Genomic DNA, 25,224 nt, shown 5'->3' with positions numbered 1-25,224 from the left:
CCCGGGTCAGTGGGCTTAACCCTACTGTCGGGCGGTCTGCCGGGCCCTGGTGAACGCGACGTCGGGGGTCGCCAGGTAGGACCACGGCCAGCGGGTCACCCGGTCGCCGAGCACGTCGAAGCGTTCGGCGGCGGCCGGCCGGTCCCCGTTGAGCGTGAACGCCATCGCGAACGCGTTGTCGGCGGCGGCCCAGCCGGGGCGCCGCTCGTAGCGGTTGTGCCGCACGGACCGGTCCGCGGCCAGCCGCAGCCGCTCACCGACCTCGGGGCTGCGCATGTATTCGCCGTCCTCGCCCTCGGGCAGGTCCAGCCAGTGCTCGATGTGCGCGTCGGCGACGAGGACCCCGAGCGGCGACCCGGCCGGCGCCTGCGCGGCGGCGTCCTCGGCGAAGTCGTGCATCAGCTCGTGCGAGCCGCTCCACTTGCGGCACAGCGCCTGCAGCATGTGCGAGTGCGCGTCGCGGTGCCACGGATACCGGCGGACCGCCTCGTCGAACCGCCGCCGGGTCTCGTCCAGCCCGACCTGCCGGGCCCGGCCGAGCGTGACGAGGCCGACCCACGGCGTGGCGTCGTCGCCGTCGACGTCGGTCGCGTCGTCGAGGCAGTCCTCGGCGACCTTCAACCGCTGGAAGAACACCTTGAACGCCTCTTCGCTGACCGTCGCGGCCCGGCCGTTGCCGCGCGCCTGCCAGGCCAGGTCGATCGCGTGCAGCCCCTTCACCGTGAGCGGCGTGGCCGTCTTCGGCTCGGCGCGGACCCACTCGTCGAGCCAGGCGCCGTCGCCGGCGTGCTCGCCGAGGGTCCGGCAGTAGAAGTACCGCACGTCGGGGTGCTCGACGTCACGCAACGTCTCCGCGGCCGCCTGCCAGTCGCCCCGCTTCGCCGCCGCGATCAGCCGCGTCGCCTCGGGGTCGCCCTGCGCGGGGTCGAGCTCCAGCCGCTCGACCTTCGTCGCAGCTCTTCGCCGGAATGGCCACATCGAAACGTTCCTTCCCCCGTTGCGGTCGATCGCCTGCGAACTATAGGGTCCCGTTCGCCGCGGACGCTATCGCCGTGGTGACACGGGGAAGGACCACCGGTGGCCGTCGCAGCGCGTGCCTTCTTGTCGCTCGTCATGCTCGCGGGCTTCTACGTCCTCGCGCTCGCGCAGTTCGCCGCGGGCCTCGCCCTCGCCATCTGGGTGGCGAGCATCACCACCGGCATCATCGGCACGAAGATCGGCGTCGCCGTCTTCATCGGCACCGTGTGGGCGGTCGGCTACGGCACGTGGAAGGCGCTGCGCGACGACGCCGCCGGCCCGCAGGGCATCGCCCTCACCCCGCAGAACGCGCCTCTGCTCTGGCAGTCCGTGCGGGAGCTGGCCGCGATCGTCGGCACCCGCGCTCCCGACGAGATCCATCTGGTACCGGAGGTCAACGCCGCCGTCAGCGAGCGGGCCCGCCTGATGGGCCTGATCGGCGGCCGCCGCCACCTGTACATCGGGATGCCGCTGCTGCAGACGCTCTCCGTGGCGCAGCTGCGGTTCGTCCTCGCGCACGAGCTCGGCCACTACTCCGGCCGGCACACCCGCTTCGCCGGGATCTCCTACCGCGGCCGTGTCGCCCTCGCCCGCACGATCGGCCACATCAGCACGAGCAACGTCGCCGGCTGGGTCTTCCGCGGCTACGCCCTGCTGTTCATGCTCGTGCACAACAAGGTCAGCCGCCGCCAGGAGCTCGAGGCGGACCTCGCCGCCGTCCGCGTCGCGGGCCGGGTCCAGGCCGTGGGCGCGCTGCGCGAGGTCGAGGTCCTCGACCACGTGTACAGCCACTACCTCACCTCCGTCGTCCAACCCGGCCTCGCCGCCGGCTACCTGCCCGACGACGTGTTCGGCGGGTTCCCGCAGCTGCTGCGGGCCCGCGTCGAGGAGGTCACGGCCCTGCGTGCCGCGCTGTTCACGGTGCCCCGCCCGGCGGACCGGTGGGACACGCACCCGCCGCTGTCCGTCCGGGTCGACGCCATCATGGCCGCGCCCGAGTCGCCGAACCTCATCGACCAGACACCGGCGGCCGGGCTCGTCACCGACCTCGGCGCCGCCGGCCGCGCCCTGCAGGCCCGCACCATGCAGACCGGCGGCACGGTCGTCCTGCCGTGGGACGAGTTCCTCACCGCCAGCCACACCGCCGACCTGCAGGAACAGTCCGACACGATGCTGCGCTCGTTCAGCCGCGCCGTCGGCCACCCCGTGCCGGACGTCGGCGCCGTGCTGGACCTCATCGCCGCCGGCCGCATCGACGAGCTCGCCGGCCCGCTCTTCCCCGACGCGACCCGCCGCGAGGCCCGTACCCGCTTCGCGGCGCCGCTCGCGACCCTGCTCCGGCTGGCCGCGGTCCGCTCGGGCGTCGCCCGCTGGCAGCACTCCTGGACCGGCCCGGCCCGGCTCCTCGACCTGTCCGGTGCCCGGCTCGACCTGTCCGAGGCCGCCGACCTCGCCTGCGACCAGGCGACCGTGTCCGCCGCCCGCCAGCAGCTGCACACCCGCGGCGTCGACGTCACCACCGCCCGCCACGTCCGCCGCCGGGTCGGCACCGAACACGCCGGCATCCTGGCCGGCATCACCACGGCCATCGTCGACGGCTCCCGCGCCGACGTGCTCATCCTCAGCCACGGCCTGCTGCTGATGCCGGGGATGCCGCGGTACAAGACGGGGATGGCCCGCTACCGTATGCGGCACTGGCTCACCGACGGTGACGCCGGGCAGCTCGCCGCGACCCCGGGCAGCCGCTTCATCCCGTTCGAGGAGATCGCCACCGCCGAGCGCACCACGAAGCTCCGCTTCCGCTGGACGATCACCCTCCACGACGGCACCGTCATGGAGCTGCGCAACGGCCCCCAGAGCGAGGAACACGCCAACGGCGAGACCGTCTTCACCGAGGCCATGCGGGCCGCCACCACCTGACACCCGGCGGGGCGGGTCCCGTCGCCGGCTCAGGTGTAGAGGCGGCGGCCGTAGGTGTCCTCGGCGTAGTACGCCTCGAGCTCCTCGACCGTCTCCGCCGCGCCGTGGACGGTCTTGACGATCCTGGCGTGGGACGGCAGGGCGTCGGGGGTCCAGGTCGAGGGCTTCCACAGCTGCGAGCGCATCAGCGACTTCTGGCAGTGGAAGAAGATGGTGTCGATGTCGACGACCAGGGCGAGGACCGGCCGGTGGCCCTCGACGACCATGGTGGGGAACCAGGGTGCGTCGGTCAGCAGGCGGGCGCGGCCGTTGACGCGCAGGGTCTCGCGGCGGCCGGGAACGAGGAAGATCAGCCCGACGTGCGGGTTGGCCAGGATGTTGCGGAAGCCGTCGACGCGGCGGTTGCCCGGCCGTTCGGGGATCGCGATCGTACGATCGTCGATGACGTGCGTGAAGCCGGGCGGGTCGCCCTTGGGCGAGACGTCGCAGTTGCCGTCGGCGTCGGCGGTGGCGACGAGGACGAAGGGGGACAGCGCCAGCCAGTCGCGGTCGGCCTGGACGAGCGCGCCGCGCTCCTTGGTCACCGCCTTGGGCATCGGCGGCCCGACGAGTGCCTCCAGCTCGGCGATCGACGTGATCTGCATGATCCCAGCATATGGCGGGTAACAAGCTGTAACAGTGAAGATATTGTACGGCCGGACGTGTGCGATTAGCGTCGGCTCATGACCGGACACACCTCCGAAGCGGACGCCTACCGTGACGACCGCGCGCACGTCTTCCACTCCTGGTCGGCGCAGCGGGCGCTGGACCCGGTCGTCGTCACCGGCGGCCTCGGCAGCACCTTCTGGGACGCCGCCGGCACGCGCTATCTCGACTTCTCCTCGCAGCTGGTGAACCTCAACCTGGGGCATCAGCATCCCCGGGTCGTCGCCGCGATCCAGGAGCAGGCGGCGCAGCTGTGCACGATCGCGCCGAGCTTCGCCAACCCGACCCGCAGCGAGGCGGCGCGGCTCATCGCCGAGGTGGCGCCCGGCGACCTGTCGCACGTGTTCTTCACCAACGGCGGCACCGAGGCCAACGAGCACGCGGTGAAGATGGCCCGGCTGACGACCGGCCGGCACAAGATCCTGGCCGCCTACCGGTCGTACCACGGCGCCACCACCGGATCGATCACGCTGACCGGCGACCCGCGCCGCTGGGCCAACGAGCCCGCGATGCCGGGCGTCGTGCGCTTCTTCGGCCCGTACCCCTACCGCTCCTCCTTCCACTCGGACAGCGCCGAGCAGGAGACCCAGCGGGCGCTGGCGCACCTCGAGGAGGTGTTCACGTTCGAGGGGCCGGGCACGATCGCCGCGGTGATCCTGGAGTCGGTCGTCGGGACCAACGGGATCCTGGTGCCGCCGCCCGGATACCTCGCCGGGGTCCGCGAGCTGTGCGACCGGCACGGCGTGCTGCTCATCTGCGACGAGGTGATGAGCGGGTTCGGCCGGTGCGGGGAATGGTTCGCCGCCGACCACTGGGGCGTGGTGCCGGACCTGATCACGTTCGCGAAGGGCGTCAACTCCGGCTACGTGCCGCTCGGCGGGGTCATCCTCGGCGACAAGGTGTATGACACGTTCGCCGAGCGGCCGTTCCCCGGCGGGCTCACGTACTCCGGCCATCCCCTCGCCTGCGCCGCCGCCGTCGCCACCATCGAGGTGATGCGCGACGAGCGGATCCCCGAGCGGGTCAAGGACCTCGGCGAGCGGGTGGTCGGCCCGCGCCTGGAGAAGCTGCGCGACCGGCACCCGTCGGTCGGCGAGGTCCGCGGCCTCGGCCTGTTCTGGGCGATCGAGCTGGTCCGCGACCGCGACACCCGCGAGATGCTGGTGCCCTACAACGCGTCCGGCGCCGCCGCGAAGCCGATGGCCGACGTCGTCGCGGCCTGCAAGGCCCGCGGTGTCTGGCCCTTCACGCACTTCAACCGGCTGCACGTCGTGCCGCCGCTGGTCATCAGCGAGGAGGAGCTGCTGCAGGGCATCGACGCGATCGACGACGCCCTCGACGCGGCCGACGCGCACGTGGCGTGAGCCCCGCCAGGGTCGTCAGGAACACCTACTACCTGCTCACCGCGGGCAACACCCTCGCCGGGTCGCTCATCTGGGGGATCAACACGATCTTCCTGCTCGACGCGGGCCTGTCCAACCTGGCGGCGTTCACGGCGAACGCGTGCTTCACCGCCGGGATGGTCCTGTTCGAGGTGCCGACCGGCATCGTCGCCGACCTGTGGGGGCGGCGGGCGTCGTTCCTGCTCGGGACCGTGACGCTCGCCGCCGCCACCGGCCTGTACGTGTGGCTGTGGCAGCTGCGCGCGCCGTTCCCGCCGTGGGCGGCCGTGTCGCTGCTGCTCGGCCTCGGCTTCACGTTCTTCTCCGGCGCGGTCGAGGCGTGGCTCGTCGACGCCCTCGCCGCGACCGGCGACACCGGGCCCCTCGAGGCGGTGTTCGCCCGCGGGCAGGTCGTCGGCGGCGTCGCCATGCTCGCCGGGTCCGTCGCCGGTGGGTACCTCGCCCAGCTGACGAACCTCGGGGTGCCGTTCCTCGTCCGCGCGGGCGTCTACGCGCTGATGTTCGCCGCCGCCGCCGTCCTCATGCGGGACCTGGGGTTCACCCCGGACCGGAGCCTGCCGCCCGCGCGGCGGATGCGCCGGATCGCCGCCGACTCCGTCGAGTACGGCTGGCGGGTCCGGCAGGTCAGGCTCCTCATGCTCGCCGCCCCCTTCACCGGCGGCGTCGGCGTCTACGTGTTCTACGCCCTGCAGCCGCACCTGCTCGACCTGTACCGCGACGACACCGCCTACGGGATCGCCGGGATCGCGGCCGCCGCGGTCGCCGGCGCGCAGATCGCCGGCGGGCTCCTCGCCGGACGGGTCGGGCGGCTGTTCCGGCACCGGCTCACCGCGTACCTCGCCCTGGAGGCGGCCGGCGTCGTCGCGCTCGCCGCGCTCGGGCTCGCCGGGCAGTTCTGGGCGGCGCTCACCCTCATCGTGGTGTGGGCGCTGCTGGGCTCGGCCGGGATGCCGCTGCGGCAGGCGTACGTCAACGGCCTCATCCCCTCCCGGCAGCGCGCCACGATCCTCTCCTTCGACTCGCTCATGGCCTCGACCGGCGGCGTCGTCACCCAGCCGGCGCTCGGCCGGGTCGCCGACGTGTGGGGCTACCCGGCCTCGTTCCTCGTGTCGGCAGGACTGTCCGCGTGCGCCCTGCCGTTCCTCGCCAGGGCCCGCCGGACGGCTCAGGACTGACGGCGGCGGCGCCTGGCGAGCACGACCCCGACCGCCGTCACCAGCACCGCGATCATCGCCATCAGGCTCAGCGGCGCGCCGGTCACGGGCAGCCGTCCCGCCTCGGCGCGGACATCGGCAGCGGCCGCCGGGTCGCCCGCGCTGCCGCCGGTCGCGCCACCGGCCGACCCGTTTCCGGCCGCGGCTCCGGTACCGCCACCGCTGCCGGTGCCGGTGCCGGTGCCGGTGCCGACGCCTGTGCCTGTGCCGACGCCTGTGCCTGTGCCGGTGTTCGCGCCTGTGCCCGTGCTCCCGCTTGTGCCGGTGTTCGCGCCTGTGCCGGTGTTCGTGCCTGTGCCGACGGACACCGCGGTGCCGACGGTCATGAGCCCGGGCACCGTTGCGCCCGCTGTCACGGTGGCCCCGGCGCGCGACCCGCTGGTCGCCCCAGACCCGCTGTTCGCCCCAGACCCGCTGTTCGCCCCAGACCCGCTGTTCGCCCCAGACCCGTTGCTCGTCCCCGACCCGCTGTTCGTTCCCGAACCGCCCGAAGTTCCGGAGCCGCCTGAGGTGCCGGAGCCACCCGAACTGCCCGAGCCGCCCCCGCTGCCGGCACCGCCGCCTGCGCCGGTCGCGCCGCCGACCTGGACCACGACCCCGAGCGCCGCGCCGCCGGATCCACCCGTGGACCCGCCCGCCGATCCGCCCGCCGATCCGCCCGCCGATCCGCCCGCCGGGGCGCCAGTTCCGCCGCCCGTACCGGAGCCGCCGGCGCCGCCGCCCACCTTGACCTTGACGTCGATCGACGCGGCGTTGCCACCGGCCTGCGTCGCGCCCCCGTTGACGCCGACGTCGGCCGAGATGCCCCCGACGGTCAGCGACAGCACGTTGCCGCCGCCGCCCGGCGTGCCACCGCCGCCGAGCTTGAGGTCGATCTCCGACGCCGCGGCCGGACCGGACCCGAGCAGCCACAACCCGCCCGCGATCCCGGCCGTCACCAGCCCGCGCATCACCCATGTGTTCATGTCGACGTACCCCCATCCCAGGCCCGCTCCGTTGCGGACCAGCCAAACGGATGACACTCTCCGAAGTTGTGCGAGCACTTAGGGTGAGGGGTATTCGCGTTGCGCACAAGATGCGGGCAGGTTGCAAACCGTCAGGGCCCGAACGGGTACGCGCGCAGGATCGTCTGCTCGAGCCCCTCCGCCCTGGCCCTCAGCGACACCCGGCCGCGCCCGCCGGGATGCGCGACGGCGGCGTGCGTGCCCGTCACCGGCGCCGGGAACCACGCGCGCCCGTCGTCGTAGGACACCTCCACGCCCGGCCGGACCACCGTCGCCGCCTGGGTCGTCATCCGGTACGGGATGCGGAACACCGTCCCGGCGGGTGCCGTGCCATCGGGGCGCAGCGGCGGGTTGAAGGACACGGCCCGCAGCGGCATCCGCCGCCAGCCGGTCCCCGGCACGTGCCCGGACCGGAACGTCCACGCCACCTCGACGACGCTCCCGGTCACGGCCGACTCGGCGCGCAGTTCGAGGCGGTACAGGCCGGGCTCCGGCGGCACCTCGAACACGCCCTCCACCGCGCCGGCCGTGGCGACCAGGACACCGTCGCGGTGCACGGCGATCCGCGCGCTGCGGTAGGCCGAGGTCCCCGGATGCCCGGCGCCGTCCCCGGACAGCCGTGCCGCGACGACGAGCGTGTCCCCGTTGCGTGACACCCATTGCTCCGGCAGGTCCTGCGCCTCGACGCTCGGCCCGGCGACCCCCGCGTTCCAGGTGACGTCGCTCGTGCCGGGCGCCCGGAACGCGACCGCCGGTCCGGACAGCGCACCGGCCGGCTCCTCGCCGTCGTGTTCCTCGAACGTCGTGCGCCACGTCACCCCGCCCGCGTCGACGTTGTAGTGGTCGTCCCGCGCCGCCGGGAGCGCCCCGAGCGCCAGCCCCGCGGCGAACGCCCCACCCCCGCCGGGCGTCCGCGGCGTCGTGAACGTCGTCCCCGTCCCGCCGGGTGTCCTGCGCCCGAACCGGTTCCGGACCGTCGCCAGCTGCCCCTCGCGCAGGGTGCGGGTCAGTCCGGCGGGCAGCCGGCCGTACACCGTCCAGGCCAGGAAATAGCCCGCCCCGGGCCCGGTCATGGTGACCGCGAGCATGGCCCGGAACCCGTCGGCCGCGGCGCCGAGCCCGCCGAAGAACACCCCGCGCAGGTCCCCGCGCACCACGAACGCGCTCGCGTACGCCGCCCCGCCGCGCACCGGCATCCGGTACCCGACCTCGAGCAGCTCCGGCACCGCTCCGGCGTGCGGCACGGTGACCGCGACCGGTCCGGCGGCCCGCGCGTCGGCGGTCACGACCACGGCCGCGTCGACGCGCACCTCCGGCTGCACGAGCCAGGTCCGGACCCCGGCCTCCCGCACCTCGACCACGACGAGGTACGTCCCCCGCTCGACCGGCACGGTCACGCTCTCCTCGAACGGCAACCCCACGGGCTCACCGGGCCGGTCGGTCCGGATCACCTCCAGAAAACCCCGGCCCGGGCGGCCGTCCCGCCCGACGGCCCGCACGGTCAGCCCGGCGGTCCCGGCCGCGGACGCCGTCCCCGGCCCGATCCCGGCCCCGGCCGCGGCGACCGCCGCCGCACCGAGCACTGTCCTTCGTCGAATGTCCACACCGGTACACGCCCCCGCCGCCGTCCCGGTTCCCCTCGCTCAGGCGGAATCGGCGCACCGGACCGCGCGGATCAGGAAGCGGTGGGTGTGCACGACGATCGGGCCCGCGGCGTGCAGGCGGCGCAGCGCGGCGTCGTAGCGCTCCGGGGTGAAGCCGGGGATCTGCCACGAGACCATGCGCAGGTGGAAGACGAGCGCGCCGACGTCGGTGAAGGTCAGGGCCGGGTGTTCCTCGCGGACGTCCTGGAGCGTGAACCCGGCGGCGGTCAGCGCGGCGCCCGCGGCCGGCGCGTCCCAGCGTCGCGGCGGAGGGCCGGCCGGCGCGCCCAGCATGGCGTTGAGGTCCGTGCAGTCCTCGCCGCCGACCTGCTGGGTGAGCAGGGTCCCGCCGGGGCGCAGGACCCGGGCGGCGTCGGCGGCGTCGAGGTGGCCGTGCCGGTTGAGGACCAGGTCGAAGCCCGTGGGCGCCTCGCCGGTGATGACGGTGACGCCGAGCGGGGCGAGCCGGGCGGTGGCGACGGCGACGTTCGGTTGCCAGCGTTCGGTCGCGACGGCCCGCGGCGGAAGGGGGGACAGCGACGCGAGGAGCTCGCCGCCGCCGGTGTCGACGTCGAGCACCGACGAGGACCGGGCGAGCAGGTCGCGGGCGAGGTCCGGATAGGACCACGACGGGTCGCCGCCCCGCGTCCGGTCGCGGAGGAAGCCGAAGTCCCAGCCGGTGGCGGGCTCGGCGAGTGCGTCGGCGATGAGGTTCTCGTACGTCGGAGGCACCCGCCGACAGTAGCGAAGCGGGCGATCTACGGCAGTCCCACGAGCTTGCCGACCTTCGTGCCCAGCTCCAGGTCCGTGTGCGCGGCGCGGATGTCGGCAAGCGCGTAGGCGTGGACCGGGCCGAGCGTCACCGCGCCGGCGGCGATACGGTCCAGGTGGTGCTGCAGCACCGGGGCCGGCAGGTCGTGCGCCTCGCCGCCGTACGCGGTCAGCCGCACCCCGGCGGGCAGGTAGCCGATCGGGTAGAAGTCCCGGACCAGCCACTCGTTGGACAGCATCCCGGTGAAGCAGACGGTCCCGTGCACCCGTGTCGCGGCGAGCGTGTCCGGCAGCGTGGGGGTGCCGACCAGCTCGAGGGCGGCGTCGACGCCGGCCGGGAACAGCGCCCTGACCCGCGCGGCGACCGAGCCGTCGTCGACCAGCGGGTGGTCGACCCCGACCGCCGACAGCGCCGCGAAGCGGTCCGCGGAGCGGGTCGTGGACAGCACGGTCGCGCCGAGCTCGCGGGCGAGCGCGGCCGCCGCGAGGCCCACCGACGACGTGCCGCCGCGGATCAGCAGCGTCTGGCCGGCGCGCAGGTCCAGGCCGGTGGTCAGCGAACCGTACGCCGTCTGCAGCGTCTCCGGCACGGCGCCGAGCGTCTCCCACGGCAGTTCGGACGCGAACGGGATGACCTGCGCGGCGGGCACGACCGTGTATTCGGCGTAGCCGCCGTCGAAGGTGCGGCCCATCCCGCCCATCATCGTCGCCACCTGCTGCCCGGGCCGCAGCGACGAGGTGCCCGGGTCGTCCACGACCCCGGTCGCCTCGATGCCCGGCACGCGCGGGAAGGTGACCCCGGAGGCGTAGCCGAGGCGGGTGTGCAGCTCGGACCGGTTGAGCCCGAACGCCATCACCCGGATCCGCACCCAGCCGGGTGGCGGCGACGGCGTCGGCAGCTCGACGACCCGCAGATTCTCGACCGGCCCCGGGCCGGACAGCACAACCGCGCGCACACGTCAGCGTAGCAACGGCTACAGTGCGGCGTGCCCACTGTGATCGACCGCCTGCGCGCGGCGGGATGCGTGTTCGCCGAGGACGAGGCGGCGCTGCTCACCGAGGCCGCCGCCGGCGACGGGGCCGTCCTGGACGAGCTCGTCGAGCGGCGGGTGCTGGGGCATCCCGTGGAGTATCTCGTCGGGTGGGCGTCGTTCGCGGGTGCCCGGTTCGGCATCGCCGAGGGGGTCTTCATCCCGCGCCACCGGACCGAGCTGCTCGCCGTCACCGCCCGCGAGATGATCCACAGTGGACAGACGGTGCTCGACCTGTGCTGCGGCACCGGCGCCGTCGGGGCGACCGCCGTGCGCGGCAAGGAGGGCGTCCGGCTCGTCGCGGCCGACATCGACCCGGCCGCGGTCGCCTGTGCGCGGCGGAACCTCCCCGGCGCGCGGGTCTACGAGGGCGACCTCTTCGACGCGCTGCCGGAGGACCTGCTGGGGACGGTCGACGTGCTCCTGGCGAACGTGCCCTACGTGCCGACCGGTGAGATCGCGTTCCTCCCCGAGGAGTTCCGGGTGCACGAGAAGCGGGCGGCGCTGGACGGCGGCGGTGACGGCCTCGACGTGCTGCGGCGGCTCGCCGCGCAGGCGCCGCGCTGGCTGGCGGACGGCGGGCGGCTGCTGACCGAGGCCGGCGACGCCCAGCTGGACGCCGCGCACGAGGTCCTGCGCGCCGCCGGGCTGACGCCCCGCACCGTCACCGACGCCGAGTCGGAGACCAGCATCGTGGTCGGCAGTATGAGCCGGACGATATATCCATAGGTATCGAATCGATGGATATCATCCTCCCCATCATCCACTCGTTGGGGAGGCTCCGGATGGTAAGAAGGGTTCTGGCGGTCCTGACCGCCGTCATCGCCGCCCTCGGTGTCCTGCCGGGCGTGGCACACGCCCAGCAGGACGTCGTCGGCGGCACTCGCGCGGCCCAGGGCGAGTTCCCGTTCATGGTGCGGCTCTCGATGGGCTGCGGCGGCGCGCTGTACAGCCCGCGACTGGTCCTCACCGCCGCCCACTGCGTCGGCGGGACCGGCACGAACACCAGCATCACCGCGACGCTCGGCGTGGTCGACCTGCAGTCGACGAGCGGCCGGGTGCAGGTGAGGTCGAACTACGTGTACCGGGCCCCCGGGTACAACGGCAACGGCAAGGACTGGGCGCTGATCCGGCTCGCCTCGCCGGTGAGCGGCCTCGCCACGCTGCCGATCGCGACGAACACCACGTACGACACCGGCACCTTCACCGTCGCCGGGTGGGGCGCGGCGCGTGAGGGCGGCGCGCAGCAGCGGTACCTGCTCAAGGCGACCGTGCCGTTCGTGCCGGACTCGACCTGCGACAACTCGTACCCCGACCTGATCCCGAACGACGAGATCTGCGCCGGGTACGCGGCCGGCGGCACCGACACCTGCCAGGGTGACTCGGGCGGCCCGATGTTCCGCCGCAACGCCGCCAACGCCTGGATCCAGGTCGGCATCGTCAGCTGGGGCAACGGCTGCGCCCGCCCGAACTACCCGGGCGTCTACAGCCAGGTGAGCACCTTCGCCTCCGCCATCGCCTCCGCGGCGGCCAGCCTCGGCGGATGACAGGCACCGGAGGGGGCCCGATGTCGGGGCCCCCTCCGGCTTTTTCCGACGCTCACACCTGCATGGCCACGCGCTGGCCGAGCTCGTGGCTGATCCGCTCGAACGTGCCCGCGTTCTCCTGCTTCTGCACCAGGTTGGTCTGCAGGATCTGCGCGCACTGCATCTCACCCATGAGCAGCGCCTTGTCGATCAGCCCGCGGTAGCCGGCGATGCCGAAGTGGGCGAGCTTCGTCTCCGCGTCCACCGCGTAGATCTCCATCGCCTCGGTGGACGGCCGCTGCCCGACGAACGCCTGGAACTCCGCGCGCATCCCGTCGAGCGTCGAGCACGGCACCTCGGCCGGCTCCATCTCCATCATCGCGAAGCACGTCTCGATGTTCTGGATCTTCTGCTGCCCCTGCTGCTGCTGGGCGCGCAGGATCTGGGCGAGCGGGCTGTGCTCGGCCCGGCCGAGGATCTCACCGACGAGGTGGTTGCTCTTGCGCTCGGCGTCGTACATGCCGGACAGCTCGTAGAGGAACAGGTCCGACGGGTTGTCGATGGTCATGGGGATTCTCCTGACTGGAGGTTCCGGACGGGGCGCAGCTACCCGGCGCTGCAACTTTCACACCGTCCCGGCGCCCGACCTGCGCCGCGGACCTGACATCGTTGACGGTTACTGAAGCGCTTCATATGTTGCCGCCAACCCCTAGGAGGCAACCCATCATGAGGACGCGGATCACCCTCGCGGCGGCCCCGGTGCTGGCGACCGTGCTGGCGGTCTCGCTGGCGGTCGCGGTGTCGGTGCTCGTCGCCGTGCAGCCGGCGTCGGCGGCGACCGGCTTCACCGTCAGCAACGGCCGCCTGTACGACGCCACCGGCGCCGAGTTCGTCATGCGCGGCGTCAGCCACGCGCACACCTGGTACCCCACGCAGACCAGCACGTTCGCCAACGTGAAGGCGCTCGGCGCGAACAGCGTCCGGGTCGTGCTCGCCACCGGCGACCGCTGGACGAAGAACGACACCGCCGACGTCGCCAACGTCGTGTCGCTGTGCAAGGCCAACCGGCTCATCTGCGTCCTGGAGGCGCACGACACCACCGGCTACGGCGAGCAGAGCGGCGCCGTCACCCTCGACAAGGCCGTCGACTACTGGCTCAGCGTCAAGAGCGCGCTGCAGGGCCAGGAGAAGTACATCATCGTGAACATCGGCAACGAGCCCTTCGGCAACAACGCCGCCACCGTCGCCAACTGGGCCACCGACACGAGCAACGCGATCAAGCGCCTGCGCAGCAACGGGTTCGAGCACACCATCATGGTCGACGCGCCCAACTGGGGCCAGGACTGGTCGTTCACCATGCGCGACAACGCGGCCGGGGTGTTCGCCGCCGACCCGATGAAGAACACCGTGTTCTCGATCCACATGTACGGCGTGTTCGACACCGCAGCGGAGATCAACGACTACCTGAACAGGTTCGTCACCGCGAAGCTGCCGATCGTCGTGGGCGAGTTCGGCTTCAACCACTCCGACGGCAACCCCGACGAGGACACCATCATGGCGACCGCCCAGTCGCTGCGGATCGGCTACCTCGGCTGGTCGTGGAGCGGCAACGGCGGCGGCGTCGAGTACCTCGACATGGCGACCGCGTTCAACCCCGCCCAGCTCACCAGCTGGGGTGAGCGCATCTTCAACGGCGCCAACGGCATCAAGGCCACCTCGAAGGAGGCGGCCGTCTACGGCGGGACGACGTCCCCGACGGCGTCGATCTCCCCGTCACGGTCCGTGTCGCCGTCACCGTCCCGCTCCACCTCCCCGCAGCCCACCGGCGCGTGCAAGGTCACGTACGCCGTCGTCGGGCAGTGGCCGGGCGGGTTCCAGGGCGAGGTGAAGGTGACGAACACCGGGACCGGCGCGGTCAACGGCTGGACGCTCGGCTGGAACTACGCCAACGGCCAGGTCCTCACCCAGGCGTGGGGCGCCACCTACGCCCAGTCCGGCGCCGCCGTCACGGCGACCAGCGTCAGCTACACCGCCGGCATCCCCGCCGGCGGCACCGTGAGCTTCGGCTTCCTGTCCAACTGGAACGGCACGAACACCGCGCCTTCCGCGTTCACGCTCAACGGGACCCGGTGCGCATGACGTAGCCTCGCCGCGTGGACCCTGTGGTGATCGTGGGGGCGGGACCTGTCGGTGCCGCCTCCGCGATCCTGCTCGCCCAGCGCGGCGTGCCCTGCGTGCTGCTGGACCGCTACCCCTCGCCGTATCCGCTGCCGCGCGCCGTCCACGTCGACGACGAGGTCATGCGGATCCTCCAGGAGCTCGGGGTCGCCGCCGAGTTCGCCCGGGTCAGCCGGCCCGGGCTCGGGCTGCGGCTGCTCGACCGGCGGCACCGGGTCATGGCCGAGTTCCGCCGCGACCCCGCGCCGGGCCCGCACGGCTGGCCGCAGGCCAACATGTTCGACCAGCCCGACCTGGAGCGGCTGCTGCGCGCCCGGGTCGCCGCGCTGCCGCTGATCTCCTTCCGCGGCGGGGTCACGGTCACCGGCGTCACCTCGACCTCCGTCACCCTCGACGACGGCGAGACGATCGCCGCGTCGGCCGTGCTCGGCTGCGACGGCGCCAACAGCACCGTCCGGTCGGCGATCGGGGCCTCGCTCGAGGACCTGGGGTTCGAGGAGCGGTGGCTGGTCGTCGACGGCGTGACCGGCCGTGACCTCGACGCGTGGGGCGGCGTGCACCAGGTGTGCGACCCGCGCCGCGCGGCGACCTTCATGCAGCTGGGGCCACGTCGGTACCGGTGGGAGTTCCGCCTCCACGACGGCGAGCCCCCGGTCGACGTGCCGGCGCTGCTCGCACCCTGGCTCGCCGGGACACCCGTGACCGTCGTCCGGGAGGCCGAGTACACGTTCCGGGCCAGGCTCGCGTCCACGTGGCGCCGGGGGATGGTGTTCCTCCTCGGCGACGCGGCCCACCAGACGCCGCCCTTCATCGGCCAGGGCCTCGGCGCCGGGCTCCGCGACGCCTACAACCTGGCCTGGAAGCTGGCGTCCGGCGACGCCGCGCTGCTCGACTCGTACGAGCGCGAACGCAAACCGCACGCGAAGGCGCAGATCCGGCTCGCCGTCGTCGCCGGCTGGGCGATGACCGGGGGACAGGACCGGGCGGCGGCGGTGCGCAGGATCGTGCTCGGCGCCGTCTGGCGGCTCCCGGGCCTGAAGGGCCTGGCCCTGCGCTCGACCAGCCCGCCGCTGCGGGGCGCCGGGCCGCTGGCCCCGCAGCCGGTCGTCGTGGACGGCGGGCGCGAGGTGCCGCTGGACGAGGCGCTCGGCCCCGGCTGGGCCGTGCTCACCCGGCCCGGTGTCGTGCTGAAGCACGGCGGCGCCCGGGTGATCACGGTGACGCCCGGCTTCGACCCGACCGGGGCGCTGCGGCGGTGGATGGGGCGGCGGCGCGCGGTGCTGATCCGGCCCGATCGGGTCGTAACCCGGTTGCGGCGTGCCGGAGAATGGGACGGCGATGGACCATCAGCAGCTCGTCAAGCTCAGTAAGCGGATGTCGAAGGCGCTGCGCCACGACCCCGCGCGGGTCGGCCTGACCCTCGACCCGGGCGGCTGGGTCCCGGTCGAGGAGTTCCTGTCCGCCATGGGCGTGTCCCGGGCCGACCTCGACGAGGTCGTCGCCGGCAACGACAAGCAGCGGTATGCGGTGCTGACCGGCCCCGACGGGGTCGAGCGCATCCGGGCCAACCAGGGTCACTCGGTCCCGGTCGACCTCGGCCTCACCCCGCGGGAGCCGCCGGAGGTGCTCTTCCACGGCACCGGCGCCGCGGCGCTGCCGTCGATCCGGGCGACCGGGCTCAACCGCGGCGGCCGCCACCACGTGCACCTGTCGCCCGACACCGCGACCGCCCGCCGGGTCGGCACCCGCCGCGGCGGCGCCGTCGCCGTCCTCACCGTCCTCGCGGGGGAGATGGCCCGCGCCGGGCACCTGTTCTACGTCTCCGGCAACGGGGTGTGGCTCACCGACGAGGTGCCGCCCGCGTTCATCGCCGGCTGAGCCTCAGGTCGAGCAGCTGCGCGAGGGGGATCGACTCGCCGTCCCGGGCGCCCTCGCCGACGATCAGTCTCGGCCGCTCCGGCTGCGGGGTCACCCCCGTCAGCCACGCCGTCGCGCTCGGCGGCACCAGCAGCGAGTAGTAGCGGCCATCGTCACCCACCGCTATGCTGCGATCACTGTTCAGGTACCAGCCGCGCAGGGGCGTACGGTAGGAGCGTCCGTTGTAGGAACGGGCCCGCAACGGCGTGGCCTGCAGATTGTTTGCCCGGGCCGCGGCGACGAACCGCTCGATGAGCGCCATCGCCTGCTCGGCCTCCGCGGCGCGGCGGCGGTCGAGCTCGGCCCCGTGATGCGCCACCGCACGGGCCCGCTGCGTCTGCCAGTCGTCGTCGGCCACTCGCTCGTTGTACCAGTAGGTCGGTCCCAGGTCACATCCCGGCCCACCGCCCGGGCGGTGGAAGAGCGGGCCTGGGATGCTGGTAGAAGCCACGATTGCCACGATTGAGGAGCTCCGCCGTGACCGAAGACACCGGCTTCGCCGAACTTGGCCTGCGGGACGAGCTGCTCAAGGCGCTGACCACCCTCGGCTACGAGGAGCCCACCCCGATCCAGCGCGAGGCGATCCCGCCGATGCTGGGCGGCCGTGACCTGCTCGGCCAGGCCGCGACCGGCACCGGCAAGACCGCCGCGTTCTCGCTGCCGCTGCTGCAGACGATCCCCGCGCCCGGCGGCGACAACCCGTCCGCGCTCATCCTCGTGCCCACCCGCGAGCTCGCCGTCCAGGTGTCCGAGGCGATCCACCGGTATGGCAAGGACCTCGGCACCCGCGTCGTGCCGATCTACGGCGGCCAGCCGATCGGCCGGCAGCTGCGCGCCCTCGAGCACGGCGTCGACGTCGTCGTCGCCACCCCCGGCCGGGCCCTCGACCACATCAGCCGTGGCACGCTGCACCTGCACGACCTGCGCGTCGTCGTCCTCGACGAGGCCGACGAGATGCTCGACATGGGCTTCGCCGAGGACATCGAGGCGATCCTGCAGGAGACCCCCGAGGACCGGCAGACGGTCCTGTTCTCCGCCACCATGCCGCCCCGCATCGACGGGCTCGCCCGCAGCCACCTCAACAACCCCGTGCGCATCCAGATCGGGCGCGAGCCCACCGCCGCCGGCGAGACCCCGCTGGTGCGCCAGGTGGCGTATGTGGTGAGCCGCGCCCACAAGTCCGCCGCCCTCGGCCGCATCCTCGACGTCGAGGCGCCCGGCGCGGCGCTCGTCTTCTGCCGCACCCGCGACGAGGTCGACCAGCTCACCGAGACGCTCAACGGCCGTGGGTATCGTGCCGAGGCCCTGCACGGCGGCATGGGCCAGGAGCAGCGCGACCGGGTCATGGCCCGGCTCCGCAACGGCACCGCCGACCTGCTCGTCGCCACCGACGTCGCCGCCCGTGGCCTCGACGTCGAGCACCTCACCCACGTCGTCAACTACGACGTGCCGTCGGCCCCCGAGTCCTACGTGCACCGCATCGGCCGCGTCGGGCGGGCCGGTCGCGAGGGCATCGCGATCACCCTCGCCGAGCCCCGCGAGCACCGCATGCTCAAGACCATCGAACGCATCACCAAGCAGCGCATCCTCATCGAGAAGGTCCCGACGGTCGCCGACCTGCGCGCCCGCCGCCTCGAGCTGACCCGCGCCGCCCTGCACGAGCTCCTCGTCGCCGACGACGACGCGCTGTCGCAGTTCCGCGTCGTCGTGGAGACCCTCAGCGACGAGTTCGACCTGATGGAGATCGCGATCGCCGCGGTCAAGATCGCACACGACGCCGCCGGCATCGGCGACGGCGACCAGGAGGAGATCCCCGAGATCACCCTCCGCGCCCCGCGCGAGTCCTCCGGCGCCGGCTTCGGCTCGGGCCCTGCCGACCGTCCCGGCCGCCGGGTCGCCGTCCGCGACGCCGACGGCCGCGGCCGGGGCCGCGAGTCGGGCGGCCGCCGCGTCCCCGCGGGCGGCATGACCAGGCTCTTCGTCGGCGCCGGCCGGGCCGCGGGCATCCGCCCCCAGGACCTCGTCGGCGCGATCACCGGCGAGTCGAGCCTGAGCGGCCGCGACATCGGCGCCATCGAGATCACGGACCGGTTCGCCCTGGTCGAGGTCCCGGAAGGCGCCGTCGACGAGGTCATCGACACCCTGCGCCGCACCACCCTCAAGGGCCGCCGCCCCGTCGTGCGCCGCGAACGCTTCTCCGGCTGACCGCTTCCCCGGGCCGCCCACCTCCCCTCCGGCACGCGGTCGCTCGGGCCGGTCTGACCCGTCCCACGGTCGGTCGGCCGGAGGGGCCTCACCCACCCACCGCCGACGACACCGGCCGCGCCGCTCGCCCCGATCACAGCGAGCGCCGGCTGTCGCCCGGTGAGGCATGCGCATCCCATCGTCGCGGGCCGCGACGCGTCCGGGCGGGTCAGAGCGGGAAGGACTCGCCGGGGACGTGCAGCGTGAGGGCGGCGCCCGCCGGCGGGGTGTCGAAGGCGAACGTCGACGTGACGGTGGCGCCGGGGCGGACGTCGGTGGCGCCGGACGTACGAGGGCGCAGGACGACCGGTCCGGCGGACACCGAGACGTCCGTCGCGGCGATGTGGCGCGGGGCGGTGCCCGTGTTGCTGAAGCGGACCGTGATGGTCATGTGGTCGGCGGTGAGCACGTCGACGTCCGTGACGACCGTCGCGGGCGGGCGCCGGCCCGGCTCGGCGGGGCCGGCCTCGGCGAACGTCGGGGAGACGATCCCGATCACGCCCCCGATCGCGAGGCCCGCCGTGGTGGCGAGCAGGACCGTGTTGAGCGCGCCGCGGTCGAATCCCATGCCGTGTCCCCCTCGAAGCCTCAACCGGTGCTGGTCGTAGCGTCACACGGTGGGCTGAGGTTCAACTGTGGTGCGACTGAGGTGCCGGCCTCAGCATGTCAGCCGAAGGGACCCCGCCGCCGCCGAATCGGTGGACTTCTTGTCCTCCGAGCGCGGGCCCCACGATTCGAGCACCACGGCCGTCGACAGCTGGTCCTGCACCGCGGCCGTCCAGTCGTCGACCTCGGTCAGCCGCGGCCGGCTCTCGAGCACGGCGCGGGTGAGGCGCTCCTGGCGGTCGAGGTCGCCGGTGACGCCCCGGGTCGGGGTCACGCCGTCGTACCCGGTGCACATCCGCAACCGCGGGTTGTCCGCGGCGGTGTCGAGGTGGGTGAGGGCGAGACCGTCGACGCCGCCGCAGACGTCGAGGGCGTAGCGGTGCGCGACGGCGTCGAAGTGACCGACCCGGAACGCGCCCTGCCACGGGTTCGCGGGATTGTTCGGATCCGAGATCGGCAGCGACGGGTCCTCCGTGACCAGCGGGCCGGCGCCGTGCCGGGTGGTGAACGTGCGCAGCACACCGAGACGGTAGGCGGGCTCACCGGCCAGCAGCGTCTCCGCGTTGGCGAACGTCGTCGTGCTCCAGGTGGTGTACGGGTGGAAGCCGTGCCACTCGTCCAGCAGCACCCCCTGCGCGCCCTCGAACACGCAGGGCCCCTCGATCCGCAGACCGTCCACGATGGACACCGTGGCGGCGAACGCCGTGTACGCCTCGACGCAGGCGTCGACCGGTGGACCGTCCACGTCGAGCGCGGCGCGCAGCCGCGTGAGCTTCGCCCGCAGGACCGCGGGCGTCAGGCAGTCGCCGACCCGCGGCGCGTCGTCCACGTGCGACAGGGCGTATTCCATCGTCGCGCCGACACCCATCCCGCACGAACCGTGCCGGTCGGCGCCGCGGGCCAGCTCGGCCGCCCGGTTGGCCGCCCGGTGATAGGGCGTGGACAGCAGCGCGGCGCGGTCGACGGTGAGCCGCTGCCACACGTCGTGGACGCCGAGACCGATCAGGTGGTCGGCCTCGGCGGCCAGCGACAGGGGATCGACGACCATGAACCGCGACAGGTGGGTCCGCACGCCGGGCCGGAACGTGCCCGACCCGAACTGTGCGAACGTGTGCTTGCGCCCGTCACCGAGCACGACGGTGTGCGCGGCCTGGGCGCCGCCGTTGAAGCGCACCACGGTGTGCACGTCACGCGTGGCGCAGAGGTGGTCCACGACGGTCCCCTTGCCGCAGTCCCCGTATCCGAGGTCCACCACGATGACGTGCCCCATGGTTACAGCCTTTCCACGCTGGTGGTGCCGGTCATCGTGGGCGCCGTGCCGGTGGCGACCGGCGCGCGGCCGCCGCCGATGCGGGCCAGTGCCTTGCCGACGGTCGCGGTCGCCGCCGAACCGACCTCGCGCAGGTCCTCGAGGCCCTCGTCCAGGTCGATGCTGTCCTCGCCGAGGCCGACGGTGAGCGCGATCGTCTCGCAGACCGCGTCGAGGTCGTCGAGGGCGATGACGTTCTGGCCCAGCAGGTCCTTCCAGAAGTCGAGGATCGTGGTGTTGCCGGCGTACGACGAGCCGGCGGGCAGGATGTAGTACGTGTCGTACATGACGCGGACCTCGTCGACCATTGCCCGCAAGCCGATCGGCTCGCCGAGCTTGTCGCCGATGACGTCGCGGACCTCGTTCGGCTTGACCCGCGAGTAGGCCTGCTCGTCGCCGATGATGAACAGGTACCCGCGCTTGCCGCGCTTGGAGTAGCAGTCGATGCTGGTGTGCCGGGCCATGAAGTACATGGCGAGCTCGTAGGACTCGGTCATCTGCCCGCCGCCGCCACCTTCGAGCACGAAGCGGCCGAGGTCCTCGTCGAGCCGGTTGTCGGACTCGAACTGCCCGACCTGCAGCGGCACCCGGTCGCAGGTGGCGTCGCCGATCGCGCCGAACAGGATCTGCGGGTCCTTCACGTATCCCTTGCGCAGCAGCAGGCCGAGCAGCTGCGGCAGCTTCTGCTGCAGCACCCGGGGCACCGAGCCCATCGAGCCGGTCACGTCGAACATGACGGCGATGGCGACCGAGTCGGGGTGCTCGTCGGAGTCGCGGCTCTCCCGCATGCCGACACCCTTCGGGTCGAGTGCACTGTGGACGGTGCGGGCGCCGGAGTCGCTGTAGGCGAACGCGCTGGCACCGGTGGAGCGACGGTAGCGGTCAGCGGCGTCATAGACGTCGGTCGACCAGATCCCACTTCCCATGGGAGACCCCTTTCTACAGGGTGAACGGTCGGAACTTGCGGGGGCCGTACAGGCGGTGCAGCAGGTCGTCGAGCTCGCCGAGCAGCTTCCAGGCGTCGTCGGGGCGCTGCCTCGGCGAGCTGAGCCGGCAGCCGTCGGCGAAGCGCCGCAACGCCTGCGGTGCACGGTCGCCCATCAGGTCGGCCATGACCCGGGCGGCCATGGCCAGGTCGGTGTACGGGCCGGGCTCCTCACGCTTGAGGACCTCGGCCGGGTAGTGGTCGCGCCGGTGCGGCACGATCGCCGGGATCCGGTCGCCGGGCTCGCTGACGCTGTAGCACCAGTCGACGAGCACGACGCCGTGGTCGTCGGGCTGGATCAGGACGTGCTCGGGGACGACCGCGCCGTGCACGACACCGGCGCGATGCGCGAGGCCGAGCGCGACGAGCAGCCGCCGCCACATCCACGCGGCGTCGCGCGGATCGAGCCCGGCCGGCCGCCGCTCGGCGACCTCGGCGAGGCTGTGCAAGCCCTTTGCGGAGGTCGCAACGACGTTGCCGCGCCTGACGGTGGCGTCCTCCTTGTGGCGGAACGAGTCCACCAGCCGCGGCACATACGGCAGGTAGCGCGGGTCGCCATGCTCCGCGAGCCGGCGCAGCGTGGTCGCCTCCCGCGCCATGAGGTCGTTGCACGCCGGGTCCCGCACCAGCTTCAGGTGGCCCTCGGGCACCGCGTACAGATTGGCGAGGTCACCCTCGAAGGCGAGCGTCGCGGTGGAGTAGACGCCCCTGACGCTGCGGATCGTGCCGCGGTTGCGCCACAGCTCGCTGAGCCTGGCGAACGCCGCCGCGCCCTGCGGCCCGGCGGTGTCCGGGTGGGTGAGGCGGGCGAGCCTGCGGTAGGTGCCGGCCGGGTCGTCGCCGTCGAACAGCGCCCCGCCCCCGTTGGTGATCAGCTCGATCGCCTCGGCCGTGGTGGTCGCCGTGACCGTCATCGGACCGTCTCCTCTCGGCTGGGCATGAGCAGGGCGGGGTGCAGCAGCCGGGCGTCGCCGGCGCGGTAGAGCTTGGCCCGCGGCCCGCCCCGGGCGCCGCCGCGCTCGGTGGTCGTGTTGGTGCTCTCCACGAACCCGGGGACCGACAGCACCTTGCGGTGGAAGTTGCCGGCGTGCAGCGGCTCGCCCCACACCGTCTCGTACACCGCGCGCAGCTCGGCGATCGTGAACTCCTCGCCGACGAACTTCGTCGCGAGGGGCGTGTATTCGAGCTTCGACCTGGCGCGTTCGAGACCGTCGGCGACGATCGTGCTGTGGTCGAACGCGAGCTCCGCGGGGCGCTCGTCCATCGGCACCCACGCCGCCTCGCGGGCGTCGCTGCCGGAGACGGGGTCGGGCAGGTCCGGCGCGAACGCCACGTATGCGACCGAGAACACCCGCATCCGGGGGTCACGGTCGGGCGTGCCGTAGGTGCCGAGCTGCTCCAGGTGCAGCCGCCGGTGCGCGGTGGCGACGCCGGTCTCCTCGGCGAGCTCCCGGGCGGCGGCGGTCGGCAGGTCCTCCCACTGGCCGACGAACCCGCCGGGCAGCGCCCACATGCCCTCGCTGGGCGGGCAGGCACGGCGCACGAGCAGCACGTTGAGCGCACTGTTGCGGATCGTGAACGCCACGATGTCCACGGTCACCGCCACCGGCGGGTAGGCGCGCGGGTCGTAGCTGGCGAGGAAGTCGGCGTCGTTCACCGTGGGAGTCCTTCTCAGTTAGAGTATTTCTCGATCTGAGAACAACATACGACGGGGCGCGACGAGACGCAACGACGTTTTCGTGTCGCGTTTGCGGCAGGTGTACCGGCGGCGCGCGGCGTTCTTGTCGCGGCTTGCGCGGCTTGCTTGGCTTGGCCGGCCTTCTTGGCTCGGCCGGCTTGCTCGGCTTGTGCGGTCTTCGCGGAGGCGAGGCGCTCGCGGAGGTGGTGGCCGTGGGCTGCGGAGATCTGCGCCGCGACCGCTGAGCGGACGAGGTCGCTGCGGTGCCGGACGCTGCCGCCGGGCCCCTCGACGAGCAGGTGCGCGTGCACGAGCCGGTCGACGGCGCCGAGCACCTCATCGAGGTCGAGGCCGCCGGCCGCGGCGATCTGCTCGACCCGCAGCGTGCCGAGCGCCGCGGTCAGCCGCAGCACCTCCCACGCCGCCGGTGGCATCCACCGGGTCCGCTGCCGCGCCAGGTGCATGGCGACCTGCTCACCCTGCCCGCCACCACCGGGCGACACCAGCGCGGGGATCCCTCCGCTGGCGGCGAGCACGTCGGCCGGCAGGTCGCTGCCGCCGAGCGGGTCGAGCCGCAGCACCAGGTCCGCGTCGAGCGCGTGCAGGGGCCGGTCCACGATGGCGGACGGGTAGCGGTACGACACGACCACCCGCGGACCGCGCTCCCGCAGCCACCGCAGCTCACTGACGGAATCCGCGTCGAGATGCTCGGCGTCGTCGACCGCGATGACGCAGCCGCCCAGCCCCGCGGCGATCATGTCCAGCTCGGCGGGGCGCAGGGTGCGCCGCTCGCCCATCGCCGCGTCGAGCGTACGGTCGTCCGGCCGGCCCAGCTGGTGCAGCACCGTGCGCAGCCAGCCCAGCCGCAGCGCGCCGCCCGGCCCCGGCCCCCGCCCCAGCCCGACGCGGGCCGGCTGCTCGTCGCGCAGCCGCGCCAGCAGCGCCGACTTCCCTGCCCCGGCGGGTCCGACGACGTGGACGACCCCAGGCCCGCCGGCGAGGAGCGCGAGCTCCTCCTCCCGCCCGACGAACAACCCGTCCCGGTTTTCCGGAGCTTCTGGGGCTTCCGTCTCCCGGACCACGGTGAGCCTCTGGGCAGGGGTGTGCGTGGCGTTGTGGTTGACGGTGTCGGGGCGGCTCGCCGCGGCGCGCCGGTCCGCCTTGCGCCGGTCGCCGCCGCCGCGCCGCTCCACGGACGCGTCTTCGGTGGCCGGGGTTGCGGTGTGCAGCTCACTCAGGAGACGGTCGCGCAGCGACGTGGTGTCCGCGGACGGCGCGATACCGAGATCGTCGGCGAGGGCCCGCCGGCACAGGTCGAACCAGCGCACCACCTCGTCGGCCCGCCCCAGCCCCGCGCCGGCGAGCATGGCCAGCCGGTACCCGCGCTCGGTGAACGGCTCCAGCTCCGTCGCCTCCCGGGCCAGCCGCAACGCTCTGGCCGGGTCCGCGCCGGCCGCCGGCTCGGCGAGGTCGAGCAGCGCCGCGACGAGCACTGCTTTGACTTCGGCCCGCGCGGGCGCCGCCCAGTCGGCGTACTCGTCCTCGGCGAACGGCAGCTCCGGCGCCAGTTCGACGATCCGCTCCCGTACGTCGAGCTGCCCCGGCCGCCGCTCAGCGACCTTGGCCGCCGCCCGCAGCTCGGCGAGGTCGAGCCGGGCCCGGTCGGTCGCGAACACGTACCCACCGGCCCTGGTCACGATGAACGACCGTGCCGTCGGCACCCCCGGCTGCAACGCCCTGCGCAGCACCGACACGTAGTGCTCCAGGGCCGCCGTCGCGTTGCCGGGCAGGTCCGCCCCCCAGACCGCGTCGGCGAGCGCGTCCTTCGACTGGACCCGGTCGTGCCGCGCCGCGAGGACCCCCAGCACCTGCCGGGCCCGCCGCGGCAGGTCGTCCCCCGTCATCCGCCGGCCGTCACCGTCGATGATCTCGATCTGCCCCAGCACACGCACGTCCACAGCCGCCGCAATCGGCAGCCTCCGCCGACCCTTGAGCGGTTCCCCTCACCAGCATCCGACCACCCTGAACACCCCGCGTCACCGGCGCCGGCCGCAGCCTGAGTGCTCCACTTCG

General features: G+C 73.4%; 23 protein-coding genes. 9 read left to right on the top strand and 14 right to left on the bottom strand.

The window, feature by feature from the left end:
- Window positions 1–21: 21 nt before the first annotated feature.
- Window positions 22–978, bottom strand: coding sequence for a hypothetical protein (locus ACZ6TV_RS41980; protein ID WP_465304755.1), 957 nt, complete (start codon window positions 976–978; stop codon window positions 22–24).
- A 99-nt stretch (window positions 979–1,077) separates the two neighbouring features.
- Between ACZ6TV_RS41980 and ACZ6TV_RS41975 the strand changes: the two genes are divergently transcribed.
- Window positions 1,078–2,937: a M48 family metallopeptidase gene (locus ACZ6TV_RS41975; RefSeq protein WP_465304753.1), complete on the top strand. Its 1,860-nt coding sequence runs from the start codon at window positions 1,078–1,080 to the stop codon at window positions 2,935–2,937.
- Window positions 2,938–2,966: 29 nt separating this feature from the next.
- Here ACZ6TV_RS41975 and ACZ6TV_RS41970 read toward each other — a convergent pair whose 3' ends face one another.
- The gene (locus tag ACZ6TV_RS41970) at window positions 2,967–3,581 is read right to left on the bottom strand and encodes a pyridoxamine 5'-phosphate oxidase family protein (RefSeq protein ID WP_465304751.1); all 615 of its coding nucleotides are present in this window, start codon (window positions 3,579–3,581) and stop codon (window positions 2,967–2,969) included.
- A 78-nt stretch (window positions 3,582–3,659) separates the two neighbouring features.
- Here ACZ6TV_RS41970 and ACZ6TV_RS41965 point away from each other — a divergent pair, with 78 nt between their 5' ends.
- Window positions 3,660–5,006, top strand: a complete 1,347-nt coding sequence (locus tag ACZ6TV_RS41965; RefSeq protein ID WP_465304749.1) for an aminotransferase class III-fold pyridoxal phosphate-dependent enzyme — start codon at window positions 3,660–3,662, stop codon at window positions 5,004–5,006.
- Window positions 5,003–6,220 (top strand): MFS transporter, encoded by a 1,218-nt coding sequence (locus ACZ6TV_RS41960; RefSeq protein ID WP_465304747.1) that lies wholly within the window; start codon window positions 5,003–5,005, stop codon window positions 6,218–6,220. Before ACZ6TV_RS41965 ends, ACZ6TV_RS41960 begins: the two co-directional genes overlap by 4 nt.
- On the opposite strand, the gene ACZ6TV_RS41955 is transcribed toward ACZ6TV_RS41960, so the two are convergent.
- The 4 genes from ACZ6TV_RS41955 to ACZ6TV_RS41940 all read right to left on the bottom strand — a co-directional run bounded on the left by ACZ6TV_RS41955 (window position 6,211) and on the right by ACZ6TV_RS41940 (window position 10,633).
- Entirely contained in the window at window positions 6,211–7,224 is a 1,014-nt protein-coding gene (locus ACZ6TV_RS41955; protein ID WP_465304745.1) for a hypothetical protein, read from the bottom strand. The genes ACZ6TV_RS41960 and ACZ6TV_RS41955 overlap by 10 nt on opposite strands.
- Window positions 7,225–7,355: 131 nt before the next feature.
- Window positions 7,356–8,867 (bottom strand): hypothetical protein, encoded by a 1,512-nt coding sequence (locus ACZ6TV_RS41950; protein WP_465304743.1) that lies wholly within the window; start codon window positions 8,865–8,867, stop codon window positions 7,356–7,358.
- 39 nt (window positions 8,868–8,906) lie between these two features.
- A complete protein-coding gene (locus ACZ6TV_RS41945) occupies window positions 8,907–9,638 on the bottom strand; it encodes a class I SAM-dependent methyltransferase (protein WP_465304741.1) in 732 nt (243 codons plus the stop codon).
- A gap of 26 nt (window positions 9,639–9,664) precedes the next feature.
- Window positions 9,665–10,633 carry an alcohol dehydrogenase catalytic domain-containing protein gene (locus ACZ6TV_RS41940; RefSeq protein ID WP_465304739.1) on the bottom strand — a complete coding sequence of 323 codons (969 nt, stop codon included), beginning with the start codon at window positions 10,631–10,633 and terminating at the stop codon, window positions 9,665–9,667.
- Window positions 10,634–10,663: 30 nt separating this feature from the next.
- On the opposite strand from ACZ6TV_RS41940, the gene ACZ6TV_RS41935 reads away from it, so the two are divergent.
- Both ACZ6TV_RS41935 and ACZ6TV_RS41930 read left to right on the top strand, forming a co-directional pair.
- On the top strand, window positions 10,664–11,437 hold the full coding sequence (locus ACZ6TV_RS41935; RefSeq protein ID WP_465304737.1) for a putative protein N(5)-glutamine methyltransferase: 774 nt from the start codon (window positions 10,664–10,666) through the stop codon (window positions 11,435–11,437).
- Between the two features lie 56 nt (window positions 11,438–11,493).
- Complete coding sequence (locus ACZ6TV_RS41930; RefSeq protein ID WP_465304735.1) at window positions 11,494–12,255, top strand: S1 family peptidase; 762 nt, start codon at window positions 11,494–11,496, stop codon at window positions 12,253–12,255.
- A 52-nt stretch (window positions 12,256–12,307) separates the two neighbouring features.
- Here ACZ6TV_RS41930 and ACZ6TV_RS41925 read toward each other — a convergent pair whose 3' ends face one another.
- The gene (locus tag ACZ6TV_RS41925; RefSeq protein WP_465304733.1) at window positions 12,308–12,802 is read right to left on the bottom strand and encodes a YciE/YciF ferroxidase family protein; all 495 of its coding nucleotides are present in this window, start codon (window positions 12,800–12,802) and stop codon (window positions 12,308–12,310) included.
- A gap of 158 nt (window positions 12,803–12,960) precedes the next feature.
- Between ACZ6TV_RS41925 and ACZ6TV_RS41920 the strand changes: the two genes are divergently transcribed.
- From ACZ6TV_RS41920 to ACZ6TV_RS41910, 3 genes are read left to right on the top strand one after another with little or no spacing between them, the layout of a single operon-like run.
- Window positions 12,961–14,373, top strand: coding sequence for a cellulase family glycosylhydrolase (locus ACZ6TV_RS41920; RefSeq protein WP_465304731.1), 1,413 nt, complete (start codon window positions 12,961–12,963; stop codon window positions 14,371–14,373).
- 14 nt (window positions 14,374–14,387) lie between these two features.
- The gene (mhpA, locus tag ACZ6TV_RS41915) at window positions 14,388–15,782 is read left to right on the top strand and encodes a bifunctional 3-(3-hydroxy-phenyl)propionate/3-hydroxycinnamic acid hydroxylase MhpA (protein ID WP_465304729.1); all 1,395 of its coding nucleotides are present in this window, start codon (window positions 14,388–14,390) and stop codon (window positions 15,780–15,782) included.
- Complete coding sequence (locus ACZ6TV_RS41910; RefSeq protein ID WP_465304727.1) at window positions 15,751–16,290, top strand: RNA 2'-phosphotransferase; 540 nt, start codon at window positions 15,751–15,753, stop codon at window positions 16,288–16,290. The genes mhpA and ACZ6TV_RS41910 overlap by 32 nt, the downstream gene beginning before the upstream one ends.
- Here ACZ6TV_RS41910 and ACZ6TV_RS41905 read toward each other — a convergent pair.
- Window positions 16,277–16,687: a hypothetical protein gene (locus tag ACZ6TV_RS41905; RefSeq protein ID WP_465304725.1), complete on the bottom strand. Its 411-nt coding sequence runs from the start codon at window positions 16,685–16,687 to the stop codon at window positions 16,277–16,279. The genes ACZ6TV_RS41910 and ACZ6TV_RS41905 overlap by 14 nt on opposite strands.
- Window positions 16,688–16,782: 95 nt before the next feature.
- On the opposite strand from ACZ6TV_RS41905, the gene ACZ6TV_RS41900 reads away from it, so the two are divergent.
- Entirely contained in the window at window positions 16,783–18,534 is a 1,752-nt protein-coding gene (locus ACZ6TV_RS41900) for a DEAD/DEAH box helicase (RefSeq protein WP_465304723.1), read from the top strand.
- A 208-nt stretch (window positions 18,535–18,742) separates the two neighbouring features.
- Here ACZ6TV_RS41900 and ACZ6TV_RS41895 read toward each other — a convergent pair whose 3' ends face one another.
- The 6 genes from ACZ6TV_RS41895 to ACZ6TV_RS41870 form a co-directional block, all read right to left on the bottom strand.
- Complete coding sequence (locus ACZ6TV_RS41895; RefSeq protein WP_465304721.1) at window positions 18,743–19,141, bottom strand: hypothetical protein; 399 nt, start codon at window positions 19,139–19,141, stop codon at window positions 18,743–18,745.
- Window positions 19,142–19,231: 90 nt separating this feature from the next.
- Window positions 19,232–20,449, bottom strand: coding sequence for an adenylosuccinate synthetase (locus tag ACZ6TV_RS41890; protein ID WP_465304719.1), 1,218 nt, complete (start codon window positions 20,447–20,449; stop codon window positions 19,232–19,234).
- A 2-nt stretch (window positions 20,450–20,451) separates the two neighbouring features.
- The gene (locus tag ACZ6TV_RS41885) at window positions 20,452–21,414 is read right to left on the bottom strand and encodes a hypothetical protein (protein WP_465304717.1); all 963 of its coding nucleotides are present in this window, start codon (window positions 21,412–21,414) and stop codon (window positions 20,452–20,454) included.
- Window positions 21,415–21,427: 13 nt separating this feature from the next.
- Window positions 21,428–22,387 (bottom strand): serine/threonine protein kinase, encoded by a 960-nt coding sequence (locus tag ACZ6TV_RS41880; protein WP_465304715.1) that lies wholly within the window; start codon window positions 22,385–22,387, stop codon window positions 21,428–21,430.
- Complete coding sequence (locus ACZ6TV_RS41875; protein WP_465304713.1) at window positions 22,384–23,130, bottom strand: NUDIX hydrolase; 747 nt, start codon at window positions 23,128–23,130, stop codon at window positions 22,384–22,386. The genes ACZ6TV_RS41880 and ACZ6TV_RS41875 overlap by 4 nt, the downstream gene beginning before the upstream one ends.
- A 14-nt stretch (window positions 23,131–23,144) precedes the next feature.
- Entirely contained in the window at window positions 23,145–25,097 is a 1,953-nt protein-coding gene (locus ACZ6TV_RS41870; RefSeq protein WP_465304711.1) for a winged helix-turn-helix domain-containing protein, read from the bottom strand.
- Window positions 25,098–25,224 lie beyond the last annotated feature (127 nt).

It is taken from the genome of Dactylosporangium sp. NPDC051087, assembly GCF_055586325.1.
This window is presented reverse-complemented; position numbering and strand designations above follow the sequence as displayed.

What these genes read in the sequence shown, in the direction of transcription:
- ACZ6TV_RS41980 (WP_465304755.1), bottom strand. Translation starts at nt 978, where the DNA reads ATGTGGCCATTCCGGCGAAGAGCTGCGACGAAGGTCGAGCGGCTGGAG.
- ACZ6TV_RS41970 (WP_465304751.1), bottom strand. Translation starts at nt 3,581, where the DNA reads ATGCAGATCACGTCGATCGCCGAGCTGGAGGCACTCGTCGGGCCGCCG.
- ACZ6TV_RS41965 (WP_465304749.1), top strand. Translation starts at nt 3,660, where the DNA reads ATGACCGGACACACCTCCGAAGCGGACGCCTACCGTGACGACCGCGCG.
- ACZ6TV_RS41955 (WP_465304745.1), bottom strand. Translation starts at nt 7,224, where the DNA reads ATGAACACATGGGTGATGCGCGGGCTGGTGACGGCCGGGATCGCGGGC.
- ACZ6TV_RS41930 (WP_465304735.1), top strand. Translation starts at nt 11,494, where the DNA reads ATGGTAAGAAGGGTTCTGGCGGTCCTGACCGCCGTCATCGCCGCCCTC.
- ACZ6TV_RS41925 (WP_465304733.1), bottom strand. Translation starts at nt 12,802, where the DNA reads ATGACCATCGACAACCCGTCGGACCTGTTCCTCTACGAGCTGTCCGGC.
- ACZ6TV_RS41920 (WP_465304731.1), top strand. Translation starts at nt 12,961, where the DNA reads ATGAGGACGCGGATCACCCTCGCGGCGGCCCCGGTGCTGGCGACCGTG.
- ACZ6TV_RS41910 (WP_465304727.1), top strand. Translation starts at nt 15,751, where the DNA reads ATGGACCATCAGCAGCTCGTCAAGCTCAGTAAGCGGATGTCGAAGGCG.
- ACZ6TV_RS41895 (WP_465304721.1), bottom strand. Translation starts at nt 19,141, where the DNA reads ATGGGATTCGACCGCGGCGCGCTCAACACGGTCCTGCTCGCCACCACG.
- ACZ6TV_RS41890 (WP_465304719.1), bottom strand. Translation starts at nt 20,449, where the DNA reads ATGGGGCACGTCATCGTGGTGGACCTCGGATACGGGGACTGCGGCAAG.
- ACZ6TV_RS41885 (WP_465304717.1), bottom strand. Translation starts at nt 21,414, where the DNA reads ATGGGAAGTGGGATCTGGTCGACCGACGTCTATGACGCCGCTGACCGC.
- ACZ6TV_RS41880 (WP_465304715.1), bottom strand. Translation starts at nt 22,387, where the DNA reads ATGACGGTCACGGCGACCACCACGGCCGAGGCGATCGAGCTGATCACC.